This window comes from Clostridium caldaquaticum (assembly GCF_023806125.1).
GTDB classification, from domain to species: Bacteria; Bacillota; Clostridia; order Clostridiales; family Clostridiaceae; genus Clostridium_AT; species Clostridium_AT caldaquaticum.
Map to the genome: position 1 here is coordinate 173,175 of NZ_JAMSKT010000001.1, position 17,579 is coordinate 190,753.

General features: G+C 32.0%; 15 protein-coding genes and 3 tRNA genes. 3 read left to right on the forward strand and 15 right to left on the reverse strand.

From position 1 onward, the window contains the following. Positions 1-55: 55 nt before the first annotated feature. Together M2651_RS00795 and M2651_RS00800 are read left to right on the forward strand one after the other, a co-directional pair. On the forward strand, positions 56-1,156 hold the full coding sequence (locus M2651_RS00795; RefSeq protein WP_252130423.1) for a stage II sporulation protein P: 1,101 nt from the start codon (positions 56-58) through the stop codon (positions 1,154-1,156). A 124-nt stretch (positions 1,157-1,280) separates the two neighbouring features. Beyond that, a complete protein-coding gene (locus M2651_RS00800; RefSeq protein ID WP_252130424.1) occupies positions 1,281-2,654 on the forward strand; it encodes a CehA/McbA family metallohydrolase in 1,374 nt (457 codons plus the stop codon). A gap of 31 nt (positions 2,655-2,685) precedes the next feature. Here the strand turns inward: M2651_RS00800 and M2651_RS00805 are convergent. The 15 genes from M2651_RS00805 to pth form a co-directional block, all read right to left on the reverse strand. After that, positions 2,686-2,762: transfer RNA gene (locus M2651_RS00805), tRNA-Met, on the reverse strand. A gap of 32 nt (positions 2,763-2,794) precedes the next feature. After that, positions 2,795-2,870: transfer RNA gene (locus tag M2651_RS00810), tRNA-Met, on the reverse strand. 4 nt (positions 2,871-2,874) lie between these two features. Then, a tRNA-Leu gene (locus M2651_RS00815) sits at positions 2,875-2,963 on the reverse strand. A 167-nt stretch (positions 2,964-3,130) separates the two neighbouring features. Then, entirely contained in the window at positions 3,131-3,541 is a 411-nt protein-coding gene (locus M2651_RS00820; RefSeq protein WP_252130425.1) for a S1 domain-containing RNA-binding protein, read from the reverse strand. A 61-nt stretch (positions 3,542-3,602) separates the two neighbouring features. Further along, the gene (locus M2651_RS00825) at positions 3,603-3,869 is read right to left on the reverse strand and encodes an FtsB family cell division protein (protein ID WP_252130426.1); all 267 of its coding nucleotides are present in this window, start codon (positions 3,867-3,869) and stop codon (positions 3,603-3,605) included. A gap of 63 nt (positions 3,870-3,932) precedes the next feature. Then, complete coding sequence (yabQ, locus tag M2651_RS00830; protein WP_252130427.1) at positions 3,933-4,373, reverse strand: spore cortex biosynthesis protein YabQ; 441 nt, start codon at positions 4,371-4,373, stop codon at positions 3,933-3,935. Between the two features lie 8 nt (positions 4,374-4,381). Then, positions 4,382-4,675 (reverse strand): sporulation protein YabP, encoded by a 294-nt coding sequence (gene yabP, locus M2651_RS00835; RefSeq protein WP_252130428.1) that lies wholly within the window; start codon positions 4,673-4,675, stop codon positions 4,382-4,384. 94 nt (positions 4,676-4,769) lie between these two features. Further along, positions 4,770-5,036 (reverse strand): RNA-binding S4 domain-containing protein, encoded by a 267-nt coding sequence (locus M2651_RS00840; RefSeq protein ID WP_252130429.1) that lies wholly within the window; start codon positions 5,034-5,036, stop codon positions 4,770-4,772. 62 nt (positions 5,037-5,098) lie between these two features. Continuing rightward, positions 5,099-5,377, reverse strand: a complete 279-nt coding sequence (locus M2651_RS00845; RefSeq protein ID WP_252130430.1) for an HU family DNA-binding protein — start codon at positions 5,375-5,377, stop codon at positions 5,099-5,101. A 222-nt stretch (positions 5,378-5,599) separates the two neighbouring features. Further along, entirely contained in the window at positions 5,600-7,072 is a 1,473-nt protein-coding gene (gene yabN / locus M2651_RS00850; protein WP_252130431.1) for a bifunctional methyltransferase/pyrophosphohydrolase YabN, read from the reverse strand. Between the two features lie 65 nt (positions 7,073-7,137). Next, positions 7,138-8,673 carry a putative polysaccharide biosynthesis protein gene (locus M2651_RS00855; protein ID WP_252130432.1) on the reverse strand — a complete coding sequence of 512 codons (1,536 nt, stop codon included), beginning with the start codon at positions 8,671-8,673 and terminating at the stop codon, positions 7,138-7,140. Between the two features lie 183 nt (positions 8,674-8,856). Further along, the gene (gene spoVT / locus M2651_RS00860; protein WP_252130433.1) at positions 8,857-9,411 is read right to left on the reverse strand and encodes a stage V sporulation protein T; all 555 of its coding nucleotides are present in this window, start codon (positions 9,409-9,411) and stop codon (positions 8,857-8,859) included. Positions 9,412-9,647: 236 nt separating this feature from the next. Next, positions 9,648-10,655 carry a peptidylprolyl isomerase gene (locus M2651_RS00865; RefSeq protein WP_252130434.1) on the reverse strand — a complete coding sequence of 336 codons (1,008 nt, stop codon included), beginning with the start codon at positions 10,653-10,655 and terminating at the stop codon, positions 9,648-9,650. A 77-nt stretch (positions 10,656-10,732) separates the two neighbouring features. Next, entirely contained in the window at positions 10,733-14,251 is a 3,519-nt protein-coding gene (gene mfd / locus M2651_RS00870; RefSeq protein ID WP_252130435.1) for a transcription-repair coupling factor, read from the reverse strand. Further along, positions 14,248-14,823 carry an aminoacyl-tRNA hydrolase gene (pth, locus tag M2651_RS00875; RefSeq protein WP_252130436.1) on the reverse strand — a complete coding sequence of 192 codons (576 nt, stop codon included), beginning with the start codon at positions 14,821-14,823 and terminating at the stop codon, positions 14,248-14,250. Before pth ends, mfd begins: the two co-directional genes overlap by 4 nt. 602 nt (positions 14,824-15,425) lie before the next feature. On the opposite strand from pth, the gene M2651_RS00880 reads away from it, so the two are divergent. Continuing rightward, positions 15,426-17,423 carry a methyl-accepting chemotaxis protein gene (locus M2651_RS00880; RefSeq protein ID WP_252130437.1) on the forward strand — a complete coding sequence of 666 codons (1,998 nt, stop codon included), beginning with the start codon at positions 15,426-15,428 and terminating at the stop codon, positions 17,421-17,423. The last annotated feature ends 156 nt before the right edge of the window (positions 17,424-17,579 follow it).

Below are 17,579 nucleotides of genomic sequence, written 5' to 3' on the forward strand. Positions count from 1 at the left end.
CTGTAATAATCAGCAAACCTCTCTGAATATAATGAGTTGTATGGAGGGGATTAAATTGTTAAAGAATAAAAATACAAAAGGTAAAATCTATACCTCACTTTCATTGTCCTTATTACTCACTTTATCTGTACCCTTGACTGCAAAAGCAGGTACAGAAGATACCGTTTCTTTTGATAAAAGCATGTACTATATAGAAGTAATGAAAAACGCCCTGCCTCTTTTAAAATCAATGAACCTTGACGAAGATGACATGGCAGAAGCTGATTTCTCATTAACGGACAAGTTCCTCGAAATGATGGGTTTAGATGTGAACAGTCCTTTATCAATTGTTAGTCGTGAATTTAACCTTATTAAAGATGGGGATCCTAAAGGAATAGCCAGAGATACTACAACGCCTTTTACTCTAAATCCTTTTAAGCTTAACGAAAACAACATAATAAAAAATACAGATGTTAAAACAACCGACTCAAATACTCCTGTGGATTATACTAAAATTGCAGAAGTATACAATGCTAAATTAAAGAAGACTTTAAATCCCGCAAAACCAGAAGTTTTAATTTATCATACTCACACAACTGAAAGCTATAAACCTTATGCAGCCAACGTATCAGATGATCAAAGCAAAACTGTTGTTGCTGTTGGAGATGTAATAGCTAATGAACTTGAAAAAAACTACGGTATTGCTGTAATTCACGATAAAACAGTACATAATATGGTATTTAATAAGAGCTACGCACGTTCAGGAGAAACCTTAGATAAGTATTTAAATAAATATAAAGACTTTAAAGTAATAATAGACCTGCATAGAGATGGTGGACCAAAAAAAGAAGATGTAACTGTAAGTATGCATAGTTCAAATGTTGCAAGGCTTATCTTTGTTGAAGGACCAGGAAATCCTAATAAGGATAAAAATGCAGCACTTATGAAAAAACTTGTAAACATAGGGCAAAGTCTTTTTCCTGGACTTATACGTCCTGGAAATCAAGGTGATTACGGCATTTATGTCCATAATAACGGAACTAAGTTCAACCAGCAAAAAAGCCCTAACGCCCTGTTATTAGAAGTAGGTTCGGAAAACAATACTCTAGAAGAAGCTAAAACTTCAGGTGTATATGTAGCAAGAATATTAGCTGAATACATAAATGGAAAACAATGATTGTTATTTTAAAAGCTCCACATAACGGAGCTTTTTATTTACTTATTTTTTGTAATATTTAGTCACCTGTTATCTGCAATTTGAATAATATATATTCAGATGATTTTTATGGTGGTGTTTGATTTTGAAGGAACATTTTTTATGTTCATTGGAAGAGTTTCTGTTTAATAATATGCGCTCAAGCGAATATAGAATTAAAAATGCTAAACAGCCTATAATATTTTATTTAACTCCCGGCAACCTTACCTCAACTTCTAATACAAAGCCTTATATCTGTGCCTATCTAAAGCAGGGAAATGAAATTTTAGATTTTAAAAGTTCTAAACTTTATGTAGATAACAAAGAACTGAATGCTTATTTAAAAAACAACAGTATAAGTTATTTTGTTAAAGACCCTTTACAGTATGGAACTCATACAGTAAAGCTCGTTATTAATGATAAAGATAATAACCCCCAAGAATTTATCTGGAAATTTATAATTGAAGATGAACTTATGGAATATAATTTTTATTTCGGCATACCACATGCCCATACCTCCTATTCCGATGGAATTGGTACACCTACAGAAGCTTATGAACAGGCTAAAAATAATGGTCTTAACTTCTTAATCGTAACTGATCATCAGGGAAAACTTGTTAATGGAAAATATAATTATGACAGGAGCATATTTATAATCGGAAAAAAACACCCGAAATGGGAAATGCTGAAACTTGAAGCTGCTGCTGCAAATAAAAGATATAAAGATTTTGCTGCTCTTTTTGGTTTTGAATTAAGCACAAAATTTTGGGGACATATTAACATTATCAACAGCCAAAGCATTATAGAAAAAAAGCCGAATTTTTTAGAAGAACTTTATGAATGGCTTATTACAGAAGAAAATATACTTCTTTCTATAAATCATCCTCATCGTTCTCCAAAAACTCTCCCTTTTTCCCATAACTTTGATAATTTTGTAAATCTATATGAAGTAGGCAACGGCTCTACCACTCGTATCTACACTAGAACAGAAAAAAATTATTATAATGCGTTAGATGACGGATGGCATATCGCTGCAATAAACGGCCAGGATAATCACATTAATGATTGGGGAAATTCTCCTAACATTACCGCAGTTATAGCAAAAGAACTCACTATAGATTCTTTGTTAGATGCAATAAAATTAAGAAGAGTTTACTCAACTGAATCTAAAACTCTAAAACTTGTAGTTAAAGGAAATAACCGCTGGATGGGAAGTATTTTGAATATTAATATAGGAGATAAATTAAATCTTCACATTAAAGCGGAAGATTTAATTAATCCTATAGAAAAAGTTGAAGTAATTACAAATAGAGGAAAGATAATTGCAGAAAAAAACTTTAAAGCAGCCTCTGTATTAGAATGGAATTTAGACTTTACCATAACTGAAGATTATTGCTGGTATGTAGTTAAAATAATTCATAGTAATGAAAATGTAGCCATATCTTCTGCATTGTTTGTACAGAGCTTTAGTATAAAATAAAATCCTGAAGTAATACTTCAGGATTTATGTATGGTAGCGGAAATAGGACTTGAACCTACGACACATCGGGTATGAACCGATTGCTCTAGCCAACTGAGCTATTCCGCCATATTATTTATTTGTTTCATATCTGAAACTTTTGGTTGCGGGGGCAGGACTTGAACCTGCGACCTTCGGGTTATGAGCCCGACGAGCTGCCAACTGCTCCACCCCGCGATATTGGTGCTGAAGACCGGAATCGAACCGGTACGGTGTTTAACCACCGCAGGATTTTAAGTCCTGTGCGTCTGCCTGTTCCGCCACTTCAGCATGTCGTTTCCTAGCGACATAGTTTATTATATATTATATATTATATCATGTCAACATTTTTTTATAAGTTATTTTTTGGTTGTTCATATATTAATATCATACCAAAATGTAACTTACCACATACCTACAGCTTAACAAAGGAATCGCCTTAGCGATTCCTCTATATGCTAATAATTTGAACTTTTTCTGTAACCACGGCTTCTTGACTCTTGATGTTTTTTAAGTTCTTGTACCTTTTCTTCACTTTCCTTTAAAAACTTTGAAAGTCTATCTTCAAAACTGGAAGCATTTGATCTATTTTTTTCTTGACTCCAATCAATTTCAATTGGTCTTACAGATTTTCTTGGAGGGGTAGCCTGTTTTATGGATAGGCTTATCTTTCCATTATCATCCACTGAAATTACTTTAACTTTAACTTTATCTTTCTCTTTTAAATAGTCTCTGATGTTTTTTACAAAAGTGTCTGAAACCTCTGATATGTGGACTAAACCTGTTTTCCCATCCACTTCAACAAATGCACCAAAATTTGTAATGTTAACTACTGTACCTTCTAGGATACTACCTGTCTGTAAGGTCATATTAAAAAGACTCCTCCTTAAAAATTAAATATGTTATATATTTATAATATTAAAAACTAAGTTATTTTGATATTACAGGAGTCTCTCCTTCTTTTATTAAGCCTAACCTTTCTCTTGCAAGCTTTTCAATGTAAGCATCGGTTTTTGATATATTAACCTCATCCTGTAATTGCTGATTTTTCTGCTTTAGTTTAGAAAGTTCCTGCTGATTAACTTTTATTTCTTTTTTGATTTTAACCATAACTAACTGAGTACTGACAAGTATGTAACCCACATAACACGAAGCCAATATAATCAATACCTTTTTAAGATTAAGCTTTTTATTCATGTGCCCTTACTCCTTATACTCTTAATCATTGGTTAATATCACTTTTATGTCTCACTATATATTTTAAATTCTATTTTGATTTTCTTCAAGTTTTTTCTTAAGGATTTTTTGTTTATTTTTTCTTTTAATATTATAAAACAATAGTTGAATTGGATATGTTAAAAAATTAAAAGTTATTCTTATAAATTTAATTATACTTTTAATAAGCTTATACTGTACCTTAATAAATATTTTACTAATCATTTCCATATATATGATTATTCCTATTCCTATTGCTGCATATACATACATTCTCATGTAGGCATAGTTTGTAAATAGGAGGAATATGAATACTACTATACCAGTAAATATCCAAAACAACATATCCTCAATAAATGTAACTATCCTATTTGGGTTTTCAAGCCCTCTAAAAACTCTATATAAGTCAAACAATATTCCTGTTAATACTCCTGCCAGTATGCTGAAAATAAGAATATTTAACTGAACTGAAACGGGAAATAACATAATTATACCTACTTAAACAACTTAGCAAATATGCTTTCGTTGTCTTTCTTAATTTCAGCAGTAGAGTAAACACAGGAATTAATCATTCCTATAATTATAACTTCCCCATTTTGTACATCTAGTTTGTTCATTCTTAACCCTTCCCCTTTGATAGTCATAGAGCCAAGATTAGTATTAAGCATAATCTGTGAATCATTAAAACTTATAACTTCAACAACTCCAGTTAATGACAGCTTTCTTCTGTTTTCAAGGGTTAAATTACTCCTTTTATCTTCTATCTTTATTTCTTTTTTAGCCTCCATTTTATCCCTCCAGGCATTACATTAATATTGCTCAATCATATAAAGAGGTCTTGCCCCTCTTGTATTTATTTATATGCCTGGAAGTCTTTATATATTACTCTTCGTCCGTGTCTTCTTCTCCAACTAATATTTCATACATAGCCTTAGCCTCTTCTTTTCTTACATGCTCAGCTACATTTGTTATTTTTGCTTTTAAAATCTTTGCAGCATATTGAATTTCTATTATATCTCCTTCTTTAATGTCAGTGCTTGGCTTTGCTGTTTTTCCATTTATGCTAACTCTTCCATTTTCACAAGCTTCTTTAGCAACAGTTCTTCTCTTTATAATCCTTGAAACTTTTAAATATTTATCTAGCCTCATGAAAATCCTCCTAATCTAAAATAAAAAGCCTGAATTAAAAATCCAGGCTTTTTGAAAAGTCATTATTTCTTTTCTACTGCTTCTTTGAATTCTTTACCAGCTTTAAATACTGGAACTACTGATGCTGGTATAGTTATTTCTTCTTTAGTTCTTGGATTTCTTCCTACTCTAGCAGCTCTTTCTCTAGCTTCAAAAGTTCCAAATCCTACTAATTGAACTTTTTCTCCCTTTGCTAGTGCTTCTTGAACACTCTCTATTAATGATTTTAAAGCTGCTTCAGCATCTTTTTTTGTTAAACCGCTTTTTTCAGCCATGCTTGTTATTAATTCTGCTTTGTTCACTTTTGTATCCTGGTTTCAATCTATTAGATTTATCCACCGGGCCAGCAAGATAGGCAATAAAACCTAAACCAGGGTTTTCACCTCCTAAAAAATTTATTTATTTTCAGCCCATTTTTTCTTTTAGTATATATGTAAAAATATAACTAAACAAACTTACTTTTAGCTTGTATTTCTAATCTACAAACTATAAATCTTAGTGAATTACTATATTCTGCACTAATATTAAAATTCCTTCTTTTCAGCCAAAATTTTCTTTTGCTTAGCTTCCTCCCAAAGAGCATCCATTTGCTCTAAAGTCATCTCTTTAAGTTTCATACCTTTACTTAAAGCAACTTTTTCTATGTATTCAAAGCGATTTATAAATTTCTCTATAGTATAATTTAATGCATTCTCTGGCTCAATGTCAAGGAATCTGCATACATTTACCACTGCAAATATCAAATCTCCAACTTCTTCTAGTATTTTTGCCCTGTTTTTCCCTTTATATACATCTTTAACCTCATTGAATTCTTCAAAAACCTTATTTAATGCATCTTCAACTTTGTCCCAATCAAATCCTACTTTTCTTGCTTTAGCTTGAACTTTTTCAGCCCTCATAAGTGCCGGCAGATTTTTAGGAACATGCCTTAGCTCCTCTGTATAGCTTTCAAAACCTTTTTCCTTCTTCTTTATTTCATCCCAGTTTTTAAGAACCTCTTCAGATGTTTCTGCTTTAACTTTTCCAAAAATATGAGGATGTCTTTCTATCATCTTATTGCTTATTCCCTTTATAACATCACTCATATCAAAGTAACCTTCTTCCTTGCCAATCCTTGCATGAAATACTACCTGAAGAAGCACATCTCCCAGCTCTTCAATAAGCATATCCTCATTCTTTTCATCTATTGCCTCTAAAACTTCATAGCACTCTTCAATCAAATATCTCTTTAAAGACTCGTGAGTCTGTTCTTTATCCCAAGGACAGCCATCTTCTCCTCTTAAAGTATCCATAATTGCCAGTAAGTCATGAAAATCCATAGTGTTATTTAAATCCTTTGGAATATAAATAGAAGTCAGATGATCAATATCTTCCTGCCTGTCTAATTCGTATAATGCTATCTTTCTTATGCTTTCAAATTCCTTTACTCCCGCTGCTCTAATAAAATAAACTTCGGTATCATCTCTATAATACTCATTTAATGCAAGCTTAACCTCTGAAGCTATGTACTTGTTATAAACCTGCGTTATTATAGTTCCTATTCTTTTATCCAGAACCTGATTTTTTATATCAAAAGCATCTATTATTTTTAAACCCTCTACAGGGTCAAGCTTTAAACTCTCCATTATGGCATCCACAAAACTAACTGCTGGATAAATTTCAGTTTGAATGCCCTTTTCTCTGCAAAGCTCAAGCAAGATAGTTACTGATTTTTCTGCCACAAGCGGATGTCCCGGAACTGCATAAACTATATCTCCGCTCTTTTCATATTCATCTATAAGCTCTTTTGCAATTGAATTATATACCTCGTCAAAACTATCAAAGGTATCGTATTTATCATCATAGGTTTTAAATTCTACTCCTAATTCCTTTAGATATTCTACATTAGGATGTTTACAAGTTCTTAAAAAAACTTTACTTCCCTTTTTTAAAACTTCTAATGTTCCTAAAGTCATAGCCTCTTTTGCTCCAGGCCCAAGTCCAACAATTTTAATCATTTATATCTTCCCTTCTGTATTCCTAGAGAGCACATAAAAATTATCAATCTTTATGCCTTCTGATTTTACCTTTTCAAAAATCTCTTTTTTATGTAGCTATATTTAAAAGTTCCAAAACCAACTATTAAAAGTACATATATTAAAGCTCCTGCTGCGATAGCAAGTAAACTTGAAATTCTAACGCTTACTGTATAATTATAGACATTCAAATAGATAAATACAACTGCTATTATCATTAAAACAGCTGCAAAAGCAGGTTTTATAACAATTTCATAATAATTAATCTTTACATTGAAGGTTTTCTTTAAAAGATGCATATTTAATGAAGCTGCAACTATGTATGCTCCTAAACTGCTTAAGGCAGCTCCATATATATTTATATACGGTATAGGCACTAATATATAGGTTATTATAACCTTAACTATACATGCTAAACCTAGATTAATAACAGGTCTTATATCTTCTCCAACTCCTTGTAGAATATATGTACTAGCCTGAGTTAAAATTATAAAAGGCACAGATAATGATAAAACTTGTAAAATAAGATATCCATCAGACTGTCCTGGAAATATTAATTGTAAAATAGGTCTGGCCATGAAGTAAAGTCCAAGAGTACATGGAAATGCTACCACTGTAGAAATTCTGATAGCAGTATCTACTTTACTGTGTACATCTATTGTTCGCCCCAAAAAATGAGACTCTGCAATTATTGGAACCAGTGACATACAAAGTGCCATGGAAAGAGTCAAAGGTACACTCACAAGAGTACCCGCTTTTCCTGTTAACTGACCGAAAAGTGCTATAACCTCATCTTGCGAGATTCCTGCCTCTAATAGCTTTCTCGGAACCAATAAAACGTCAATAAGTCCCATAATGGAACTTACAGTTGCTCCTAAGGACATAGGTATAGCAATTCTCAAAAGTCTGTACATTATATCAGTATTTTTTGTATATCTTCTTACAATAAATTCCTTTCTTACCCTTATATATTTATAAATTAAATATATTCCTGCCATAAACCCGCCTGCTGCTGCTCCAAAAGCAGCTCCACCTGCAGAAACCTCTATTCCTCTTGGAAGAAATAGATAAGCTAGTCCAACCCCAATACATACTCTTCCTATTTGTTCTATTATTTGTGATACTGCAGTAGGCATCATGTTCTGTAAACCCTGAAAAAATCCTCTAAAACTGTTCATTATTGATATTATAATTGGTGCCATAGATATTCCCATAAGTGAGTAATAAGCCTTAGCATCCCAGTTAAAAAATTGTATAAGCTGTCGTGAAAAAATAATAAGTACTGCAGAAAAACCTCCTCCTAGTATTATCATAAGAAGAAGCGCACTATTTAATACCTGAATAATTCCTGCTCTATCCATAGCAGCATTTCTCTCTGCTACAAGCTTTGAAATAGCAAGCGGAATTCCTGATGCTGCAGCAACAAAGAAAGTATAAAGAGGATAAGACATTTGGTAGTATCCAATACCCTTATCTCCTATAAGCATTATTAATGGCCACCTGAAAAATATACCTAGAAACTTGGCAAAAATACCTGCTAAACCTAATATTAATGTTCCTTTAATTAAAGACTGTTTCCTCATAAAGATACTTCCCCCTATTTGTTCTTTGTGCTGCCTAAAAATTATTCATATTATTAATATTTAAATTTAAGAAATTTTATTACTTTTTTATAAAATAGCTGTATATTTTGTTTAATTGTTGTCTATAATTCAAACTGAAGCAAAAAAACAAATGGCAGACACGCTGCCATTAGCTGTCTACCATTATTGTTCCATTTGCTTCCCTAAAAAGGCTGATGCGGTTTCGGCGAGTTTAAGTTCTAGTTCTCCGAGCTTTTCTCCAGGCTGCTTTGCTAGTATGACAACTGCGCCAATTGCATCGCCTTCTGCAATAATTGGAGAAATTATTTGTCCTGTATATTTTCCTTCAACATCTTCATCATCATATAGAGGTATCATTTTGGAAGTTCCTTCTCCTAAAGCTACTGTTTTTCTATCTTCCATACATTTTTCAAGTTCATTGCTTATTTTTCTTTCCAAGTAATCTTTCTTTGGTGCACCACTGGCGGATATAATAGCATCTTTATCAGCTATAAGTACAATATGTCCAATTGATTGTTGAAGTGATTCTGCATATTCCTTTGAAAAATCACTTAATTCTCCTATTGGTGAATATTTCTTAAGTATTACTCCACCTTCTCTATCAGTAAATATCTCAAGCGGATCTCCTTCTCTTATTCTTAAAGTTCGTCTTATTTCTTTAGGTATTACTACTCTTCCAAGATCATCAATACGCCTAACTATACCAGTTGCTTTCATTATGTAATAACCTCCTTTAAAATATAAATTAAAAATTAACTAATAAATCTTATCTGTGTTATTATTATCCTTCCAATTATGAAAATTTATACACAGATTGGACTCTTTTATTTTTAAATTTGAAAATTTTAGAAATATTTCATTATATTAGTTGTATAAAAAACGACTTAAAAGCTAACTTTTAAGTCGTTTTTTTATATTTATATATTCAGTTAAGTTTTACAATTGCATATATTTTACATATTCTTTTCGTAATACTTGATTTTAGCTTCTTCTCTCCACTTTGAAACTTCTTCACTTACCTTAGCATTTTGCTTCTGTGACAGTAAGGTAGACTTTATTTCTTCTTTTACAGTTTCAAGTTTTTTAACAGGGTATTCTTCTTTCTTTATAGCCTTTATTATATGCCATCCAAATTGAGTCTGAACAGGATTTGATATTTTCCCTTCAGGAAGTGCTATTGCAGCCTGCATAAAGGTTCTATCGTAATTTGCATTATCATATTCAATAAAACCTAAATCTCCGCCTGATTCTTTTGCAGCAGGTTCTGTAGAAACTTCCTTCGCCACTTTTGCAAAGTCTTCGCCCTTATCCAGTCTTTCCTTAACCTTTTTAGCATCTTCTTCTGTTGCAGAAAGTATATGGGCTACATGAATTTTGTTTGGCTGTTCAGTGAACTTGCTTTGATTTGAGTTATAGTAATCCTGAATTTCACTATCTTCAACCTTTACATCTTTAATTATATCATTCTGAAGTTTTTCCAAAGTTAATTGGTCTTTTATACTCTGTTTATACTTAGCATCGTTAAAGCCTTCTGTATACCCAAGCTCTTTAATAGTTTCTTCTTTTGTGTCCTTCTTGTATTCCTCTATCTTTTTATTCACCTCATCATCTGATGCAATAAGGTTTCTTTCAGCAGCTTTATTTAGCGCTATTTTTTTAGTTATTAAGCTGTCAAGAATCTGTTTTTTATACGTATCTATATATTCTTGTTTTTGCTTTTTAAAATCTTCACCTTTTACGTATTCTTCTCCATAAATTGACTTATACTGACCTTCCATTTCTTTAGACACAAACTGAAGTTCTTCATCAAGCTCACCCTTTGTTATGCTCATATTGCCAAACTTAGCAACAGGACTCTTTTTAATCGCTTCGTCCGTCTTTGTTATCATATTGCAGCCTGCTAAAGCTACAGTAAACACGCTTATTAATGCAGCTGCTGCTATTTTTCTAATGTTTTTCACTCTAATTCCCCCGCTCTTAATTTTGTTTTCTAACCTTTAAATTAGTTGTTTCTCATACTGAATATTGTATCATAATGCTATGCTATTGCAACACCAGTTTTCATATTTTCCAAAAGCTCCCGTACTACTGTTATTAAATCCTCTTTTTTTACATCTGTAAGCTTGTAGACAATAACAGGCTTTCTGTCTTCTTTAAAGGAAATCTTTCTACTGTACTTTTCCATAAGAACCTTAACTAAATTTTCATTTATTGAATCTTTGCTTTCAAGCACAAGCTGAAGCTCATCTTTTCTTTCCTTAATCTCTTCAATTCCTAATAACTTACCAATACTTCTTATATAGGCTATATTCATAAGGTTACGTACAGAAGGAGGAATATCAGAAAATCTATCTATAAGCTCGTCTTGAATTTCCATCATATCATCTTCAGAACTTATAGCTGCAATTTTCTTATAAACTTCAATCTTCTGCATTTCATCACTTATATAGTCAGAAGGAATATAAGCATCCACCTTAAGCTCCACAGTTGTTTCAACTGGTTCTTTTTCAATTTCACCTTTAATAAGCTTAATCATGTCCTCGAGCATTCTGCAATAAAGGTCATAACCTACTGACGCCATATGACCATGCTGTGAAGACCCCATCATGTTTCCTGCTCCTCTAATCTCTAAATCCTTCATGGCTATTTTAAAACCTGAACCAAGCTCTGTAAATTCTTTTATAGCCTTAAGCCTTTTTTCAGCTACTTCTGTAAGTATTTTATCTTTTCTATAAGTTAAATATGCATAAGCAATTCTATTAGAACGTCCTACTCTTCCTCTTAGCTGATAGAGTTGAGAAAGTCCCATCTTATCTGCATCATTGATTATTATTGTATTTACATTTGGTATGTCCATTCCTGTTTCAATTATTGTAGTTGAAACAAGAATATCATAGTCACTTTTTACAAACCCCATGATTACATCTTCAAGTTCTCTTTCACTCATCTGTCCATGGCCAACAGCAATTTTCGCTTCAGGCACCAGTTTTTGAAGATAAGAAGACATCTCCCTTATAGTTTCAACTCTATTGTGAACAAAATATACCTGTCCACCTCTATTTAGTTCTCTCATTATAGCATCTCTTATAAGCTGATCGTTAAATTCAACTACATAAGTCTGTATCGGGTATCTTTCCTCCGGAGGAGTTTCTATAACACTTATATCCCTAACCCCTACTAAAGACATATGAAGAGTTCTTGGAATAGGAGTAGCAGATAAAGTTAATACATCTATATTTTTCTTAAACTCCTTAAGCTTTTCTTTATGAGTTACTCCAAATCTTTGCTCTTCATCAATTATTAATAGTCCTAAATCTTTAAACTGTATGTCCTTAGATAGCAGCCTGTGAGTACCTATAAGTATATCCACGTTTCCTTCTTTAACTGCCTTCATAGTAGCCTTTTGCTGACTTGGAGTTCTAAATCTGCTTACCATATCCACTTTTACAGGGAAATCAGAAAATCTCTGCACAAGGTTATTGTAGTGCTGCTCTGCTAATATTGTAGTTGGAACTAGAAAAGCTACCTGCTTTCCGTCCATTACTGCCTTAAAGGCGGCACGGATAGCAACTTCTGTCTTACCATAGCCAACATCTCCACAAAGAAGTCTGTCCATAGGCTTATCGCTTTCCATATCCCTTTTAATCTCTGCTATAGCAGTTAACTGATCCGGCGTTTCCTCATATGGAAATTCTCCTTCAAACTGCTTTTGCCAAACAGTATCCTTTGAAAACTTATGTCCCTTAAGGGTAGAACGCACAGCATAAAGCTTTACTAAATCTTCAGCTATAGCCTCAATAGACTTCTTAACCTTAGATTTGGCCTTAGCCCACTCTGTTCCCCCAAGCTTATTTACCTTAGGTATTTTTCCTTCCTGACCAATATATTTCTGAACTAAATCCAGCTGATCTACAGGCACATAAAGCATATCACCTGATTCATAGTTTACCTGCAGGTAATCCTTTTTGTGTCCTTCAAGCTCCAGCTGCTTTATACCTCTATAAACACCTATACCATGATTTGTATGAACTACATAATCCCCGATTTTAAGCTCGGTAAAACTCTTTATCTTGCTGACACCTTTCTGAGGTTTTGAGGTTTTCTTTCTTTTGGCTTCCCCAAACACTTCCTTATCAGAAATTACGCAAACCTTTAAATCCGGGTACTCAAACCCCCTGAGCTGATTTCCAAAGGTTATCATAACCTGACCAAATTCCATATTGCTTATAACATCGCTGTAAGTGCTTTCTATGCCTCTATCCCTTAAAGTAGTAACCAATCTCTCCCCTCTAGGCCTTGTGCCTGAAAGTATAATTGTTTTAAATCCCCTTGCCTTCTTGTCCTTTATATCTTCTATAAGAAGATCTAGCTGTCCATGATAATTGTGAAGAGTTATTTGAGTAAAGCTTACAATTGCCCTTGGTGCAAGAAAATCAGTGGACTTAGGTATTGCACTTAATGTTAATACCTTGCTAGATGCAAGTGTTTCCAGAAGCTCCTCCTTAGGCATTAACAAATTGCCCTGACCTGGAAGTATATTCCCAAGCTGAAGGAAATTTGTATAGTTTTCTTCAAATTCAAAATATACACTGTCAAGCTTTCCCTTACATCTTTGAATATCATCAATAATTACAAAACCGTCTTGAATATAATCTAAAAAGCTTGATGTACTTTCATAAAAATAGGTAAGATAGCTGTCTATAGTTTCAAAGCTCCAGTTTTCTTTTAAAGATTCCAGATTAGCTTTTGTTATAGAACTTATCTTTTCCAAAGCTTCTTTATTTTTCTTTGATTTTAATGTTTCTAAAACAGTTTTTAAATCTTCTTCAATAGCTGCTGCAGCCTTTTTAATGCTTTCGCTGCTTAAAATCATTTCCTTTGCAGGAAAAATCTCTACTCTTTTAACTTTTTCTATACTTCTCTGAGATTCTGTATTAAAAGTTCTAATAGAGTCAACTTCATCACCAAAAAGCTCTATTCTATAAGGCAAACTTCCATAAGGAGGGAATATATCCATTATTCCTCCTCTTATAGAAAACTGTCCTTTAGCTTCTACTATGTCCACCCTTTCATAGCCGCTTTGTACAAGTTTTTCATTAAGTTGCTCTAAGCTTATGCTGTCTCCTACAGAAAACTTAAAGGTATATTCTTTAAAAAGATTAAAGGGAATATATCGCTGAGCCAAAGATTCTATTGAAGCTACTATAATCTTTTTCCCTTTTTTAGTCATTTCCTTTATTACTTTTAATCGTTCCCATCTTAAATCGCCTGAAATTGCATCTATATTATAAAATACAACTTCTTTTGTTGGAAAATAGAATACGTTTGGAAGATATAAGTTTAAGTCTTCGTATATGTTTTTTGCTTCTACATCGCTATGAGTAAGAATTAGAAATGGCTTGTCTAATTCATTATACACTCCATTTATTAAATAACTTCTGGCAGACTCTGAAAGCCCAAATACACCAATTGGGTATCTGTGCTTTTCTACTGCATTCATAATTTCTCCAAACTCTTTGCTTTCTTTCAAAGGCTGCATTAAGCCCTCAAGTCTCATTTTAACCCTCCTACAGTAAATCCATTAAATCTATTCATAGCCTCTTTAATACCTTTTTGTATTATAACCTCCGCTGCGTCGCAGGCTGCTGGGAACACTTTTTGCAAGGTTTCCCACTCCTCTTTTGGAAAACGACCAAGAACATAAGAAACTAAATCTTTTTCAGGCTGCCCTACCCCTACTTTTATGCGCGGAAAAATATCTGAAGATAGGTGGAGAATTATATTTTTTATACCATTGTGTCCTCCTGCACTTCCTTCAGGTCTTAGCCTCATCCTTCCAACAGGAAGGCTTACATCATCATATATTACTATTATATTTTCCTTTGGAATCTTATAAAAACTTGCAGCTTCTATTACGCTTTCACCGCTTAAATTCATATAAGTAGACGGCTTAAGAAGAATTACCTTTTCCCCGCCTATTATTCCATCTCCATAGGTACCTTTAAATTTTATCCTGTTAAGCCTTATATTATACTTCTTAGCCATTAAATCTATAATATCAAAACCAACATTATGCCTTGTATGTCTATATTCATCGCCAGGATTTCCTAAGCCAACTATTAAGTACATATACTACAACCTCCATTACTGCATATTTTGTAAAAATGCCCATAACGCATAAGCTAACTACTTTTCATAGTTAGCTTGAAATTACTTTTAATATTAGATTTTTATATACATAACTATTATTATATTATTATAAACAATTTCCCCTGTTTTAACAATGAAATCTAAATATTTATTATTCTAAATCTAAAATACATGTAAACTTTTTCGTTTTTGTATATACATTTCAACTAATGCATTAAATTTACAATGATAATGTTTAAAATTTTGTAAAATTTTAATTTAAGTTCCATTACTTTGAACAATTGTGCATAATAGCAACAATTAATAAAAAATTAACAATGTTTTATTGAAAAATTTATAAGAAATTTATATTATAAAATGGTAATTTATTAAACTTAAGAAAAATATATGAAAATATTTCTTAAGTTTGTATCAATTTTTAAATGATGGTAAATGTGTTTAATAATAAAAAATTGCTAATAAAAGAACCTATTTTAACATTTAAAAATATTAATATTAATGAACAATAATCTTTAAATAAAGCAAAAAAGATTTGTTTCTTATTTAGTGAAAAAATATATTAATAAAGAGGTGTCTTAAAAGTGAAATTTTCTTTAAAAGCAAAATTAATGTCAGCCTTTGTATTGCTTATTTCTATTCCTATGTTATCTTTAGGTTATTTCTCCTACAAAATGTCATCAAATGCATTACAACAATCTATTGAAAGCCACTTAAAAGAAAGCACAGAACAGACTGCTGAATTAATAGAAAACATACTTCTTAATGTTAAAAGTTCTATGGAAACTGCCAGCTTAAATGAAGCTATTGCTAATGTGGCACAAAACCCCATGGATGCTTATAGTGATGCTGCTTTTCAATATATTCAAAATGTTAAAGAAAAAAATAATGATTCTATTGAAACAATAATTATTACAGATTCTAAAGGCAAAGCTATTATGACTAACGAAACTAGAAATCCTGATATTGATTTAAGTGATCGTGATTATGTTAAAAAGGCTATAAGCGGTACAGCATCAGTTAGTGATGTAGTAATATCTAGATTTACAAATAAACCTTCAGTTTTAATAGCATACCCTTTAAAAAAAGGTGATACTGTTGTTGGCACTTTAATAGGAAGCATTCCTTTTAATACAATTTCTAAATATGCATCTAAAGTTAAAATTGGTACTAACGGATATGCCTATATAATTAATAAAGAAGGTTTACTTGTTTATCATCCAGACAGTAATAAAGTACTTAAGGAAAACTTAAAAGATATAAACAATAAAGATTTAACTGCTTATTTTAATAAAGCTGTAACTGAAAAAACATCCGAAGGTTTTTATACTTACCAAGGTGTTTATAAGTATGCTGTTTTTAAAACAGTAGGAAACTGGTTAATAGTAACAACCAGCAATTATAATGAATATATGAAACCAGCTATACAAATCAGAAACAATACAATACTAATATTAGTTATAGCTTGTATTTTGGCTATTATTTTATCATATGTTTTTTCACACAAAACAATAATAACACCTATTGTTAAGCTCGAAGAATTAATGAAACGTGCAGGAGAGGGAGATTTAAGCGTCAGAATAAATATAAAAAGTAATGATGAATTAAAACAGTTAGGTGACAGCTTTAATTCTATGATTAATAATCAGCATGACATAGTGAAACAAGTTTTAAATGCGGCTGAACAGTTAAATGCAGCATCTGAAGAATTATCTGCTTCCTCTGAAGAAATAAATGCAGCATCTGAAGAAATTAGTTCAAGTATAAATAAGGTAGCTGACGATGCAGAAAAGCAAAACCAATCTATAATTAATGTTTCTCAGGTGCTGATGCAGCTTTCAAGTCTCGTTCAACTTGCTCAAAGTAAAGCAAGAGCAGCAAATTTAAATACAGAAAATTCAATGAAGGTTGCAGAACTTGGAAGAACAAAAGTAAATGAAACAGTTAAAGCAATTAGTGTTATTAATAAAGGCACTGACGAAACAGCACAGGTATTAGAACAATTAAATAGTTTATCCGCTCAAATAGGAGGAATCATTAACGCTATAAATTCTATTGCAAAGCAAACCAATCTTCTTGCGTTAAATGCCGCTATAGAAGCTGCAAGAGCAGGAGAAAACGGAAAAGGTTTCAGCGTAGTTGCTGAACAGATACGAAAACTCTCTGAGGAATCCAACGATAAAGCAACGGAAATATCCGGTTTGCTTAATAAAATGATTAGCTATATAAAAAATGCAGTAACATTAATGGAAAGAGCAAAAATAGAAGTTAATAATGGTGTAACAATAGTATCAGAAACAGATACAGCCTTTGTTAATATATTATCTGCAGTAGAAGAAATAGTTAAAAATATTGAAGAAATACTGAATATAACAAACGATGAAGTTGCATCTTCAGACCAAATAGTTAAATTAATAAATGAAATAGCTACAATGACAGAAAATACTTCCAAAACTAGTGAAAATGTATCCTCAGCTGCCTTGGAACAAACTGCTGCAATTGAAAATTTAACATCTACTGCTGAAGAAACTAATGCCATGGCAGTGGAACTAACTACTCTTGTTGAAAAATTTAAATTGTAAAGTGATATTTTATAAATAATATTTTAAAATAAATTTCAAAAGGCTCAAGTAGGAAAAATACTTGGGCTTAATTTATGAAAATAAAGTTATATTAAATAATAGCTGCTTAAAAATGTAATTTTTGTCTAATTTATAAACATAATTTTTAAAATCTTG

Bases quoted from the DNA above. Each gene is read 5' to 3' on its own strand.
- M2651_RS00820 (WP_252130425.1), bottom strand. From the start codon at position 3,541: ATGACCTTACAGACAGGTAGTATCCTAGAAGGTACAGTAGTTAACATT.
- M2651_RS00825 (WP_252130426.1), bottom strand. From the start codon at position 3,869: ATGAATAAAAAGCTTAATCTTAAAAAGGTATTGATTATATTGGCTTCG.
- yabQ (WP_252130427.1), bottom strand. From the start codon at position 4,373: ATGTTATTTCCCGTTTCAGTTCAGTTAAATATTCTTATTTTCAGCATA.
- yabP (WP_252130428.1), bottom strand. From the start codon at position 4,675: ATGGAGGCTAAAAAAGAAATAAAGATAGAAGATAAAAGGAGTAATTTA.
- M2651_RS00840 (WP_252130429.1), bottom strand. From the start codon at position 5,036: ATGAGGCTAGATAAATATTTAAAAGTTTCAAGGATTATAAAGAGAAGA.
- yabN (WP_252130431.1), bottom strand. From the start codon at position 7,072: ATGATTAAAATTGTTGGACTTGGGCCTGGAGCAAAAGAGGCTATGACT.
- M2651_RS00855 (WP_252130432.1), bottom strand. From the start codon at position 8,673: ATGAGGAAACAGTCTTTAATTAAAGGAACATTAATATTAGGTTTAGCA.
- spoVT (WP_252130433.1), bottom strand. From the start codon at position 9,411: ATGAAAGCAACTGGTATAGTTAGGCGTATTGATGATCTTGGAAGAGTA.
- mfd (WP_252130435.1), bottom strand. From the start codon at position 14,251: ATGAGACTTGAGGGCTTAATGCAGCCTTTGAAAGAAAGCAAAGAGTTT.
- pth (WP_252130436.1), bottom strand. From the start codon at position 14,823: ATGTACTTAATAGTTGGCTTAGGAAATCCTGGCGATGAATATAGACAT.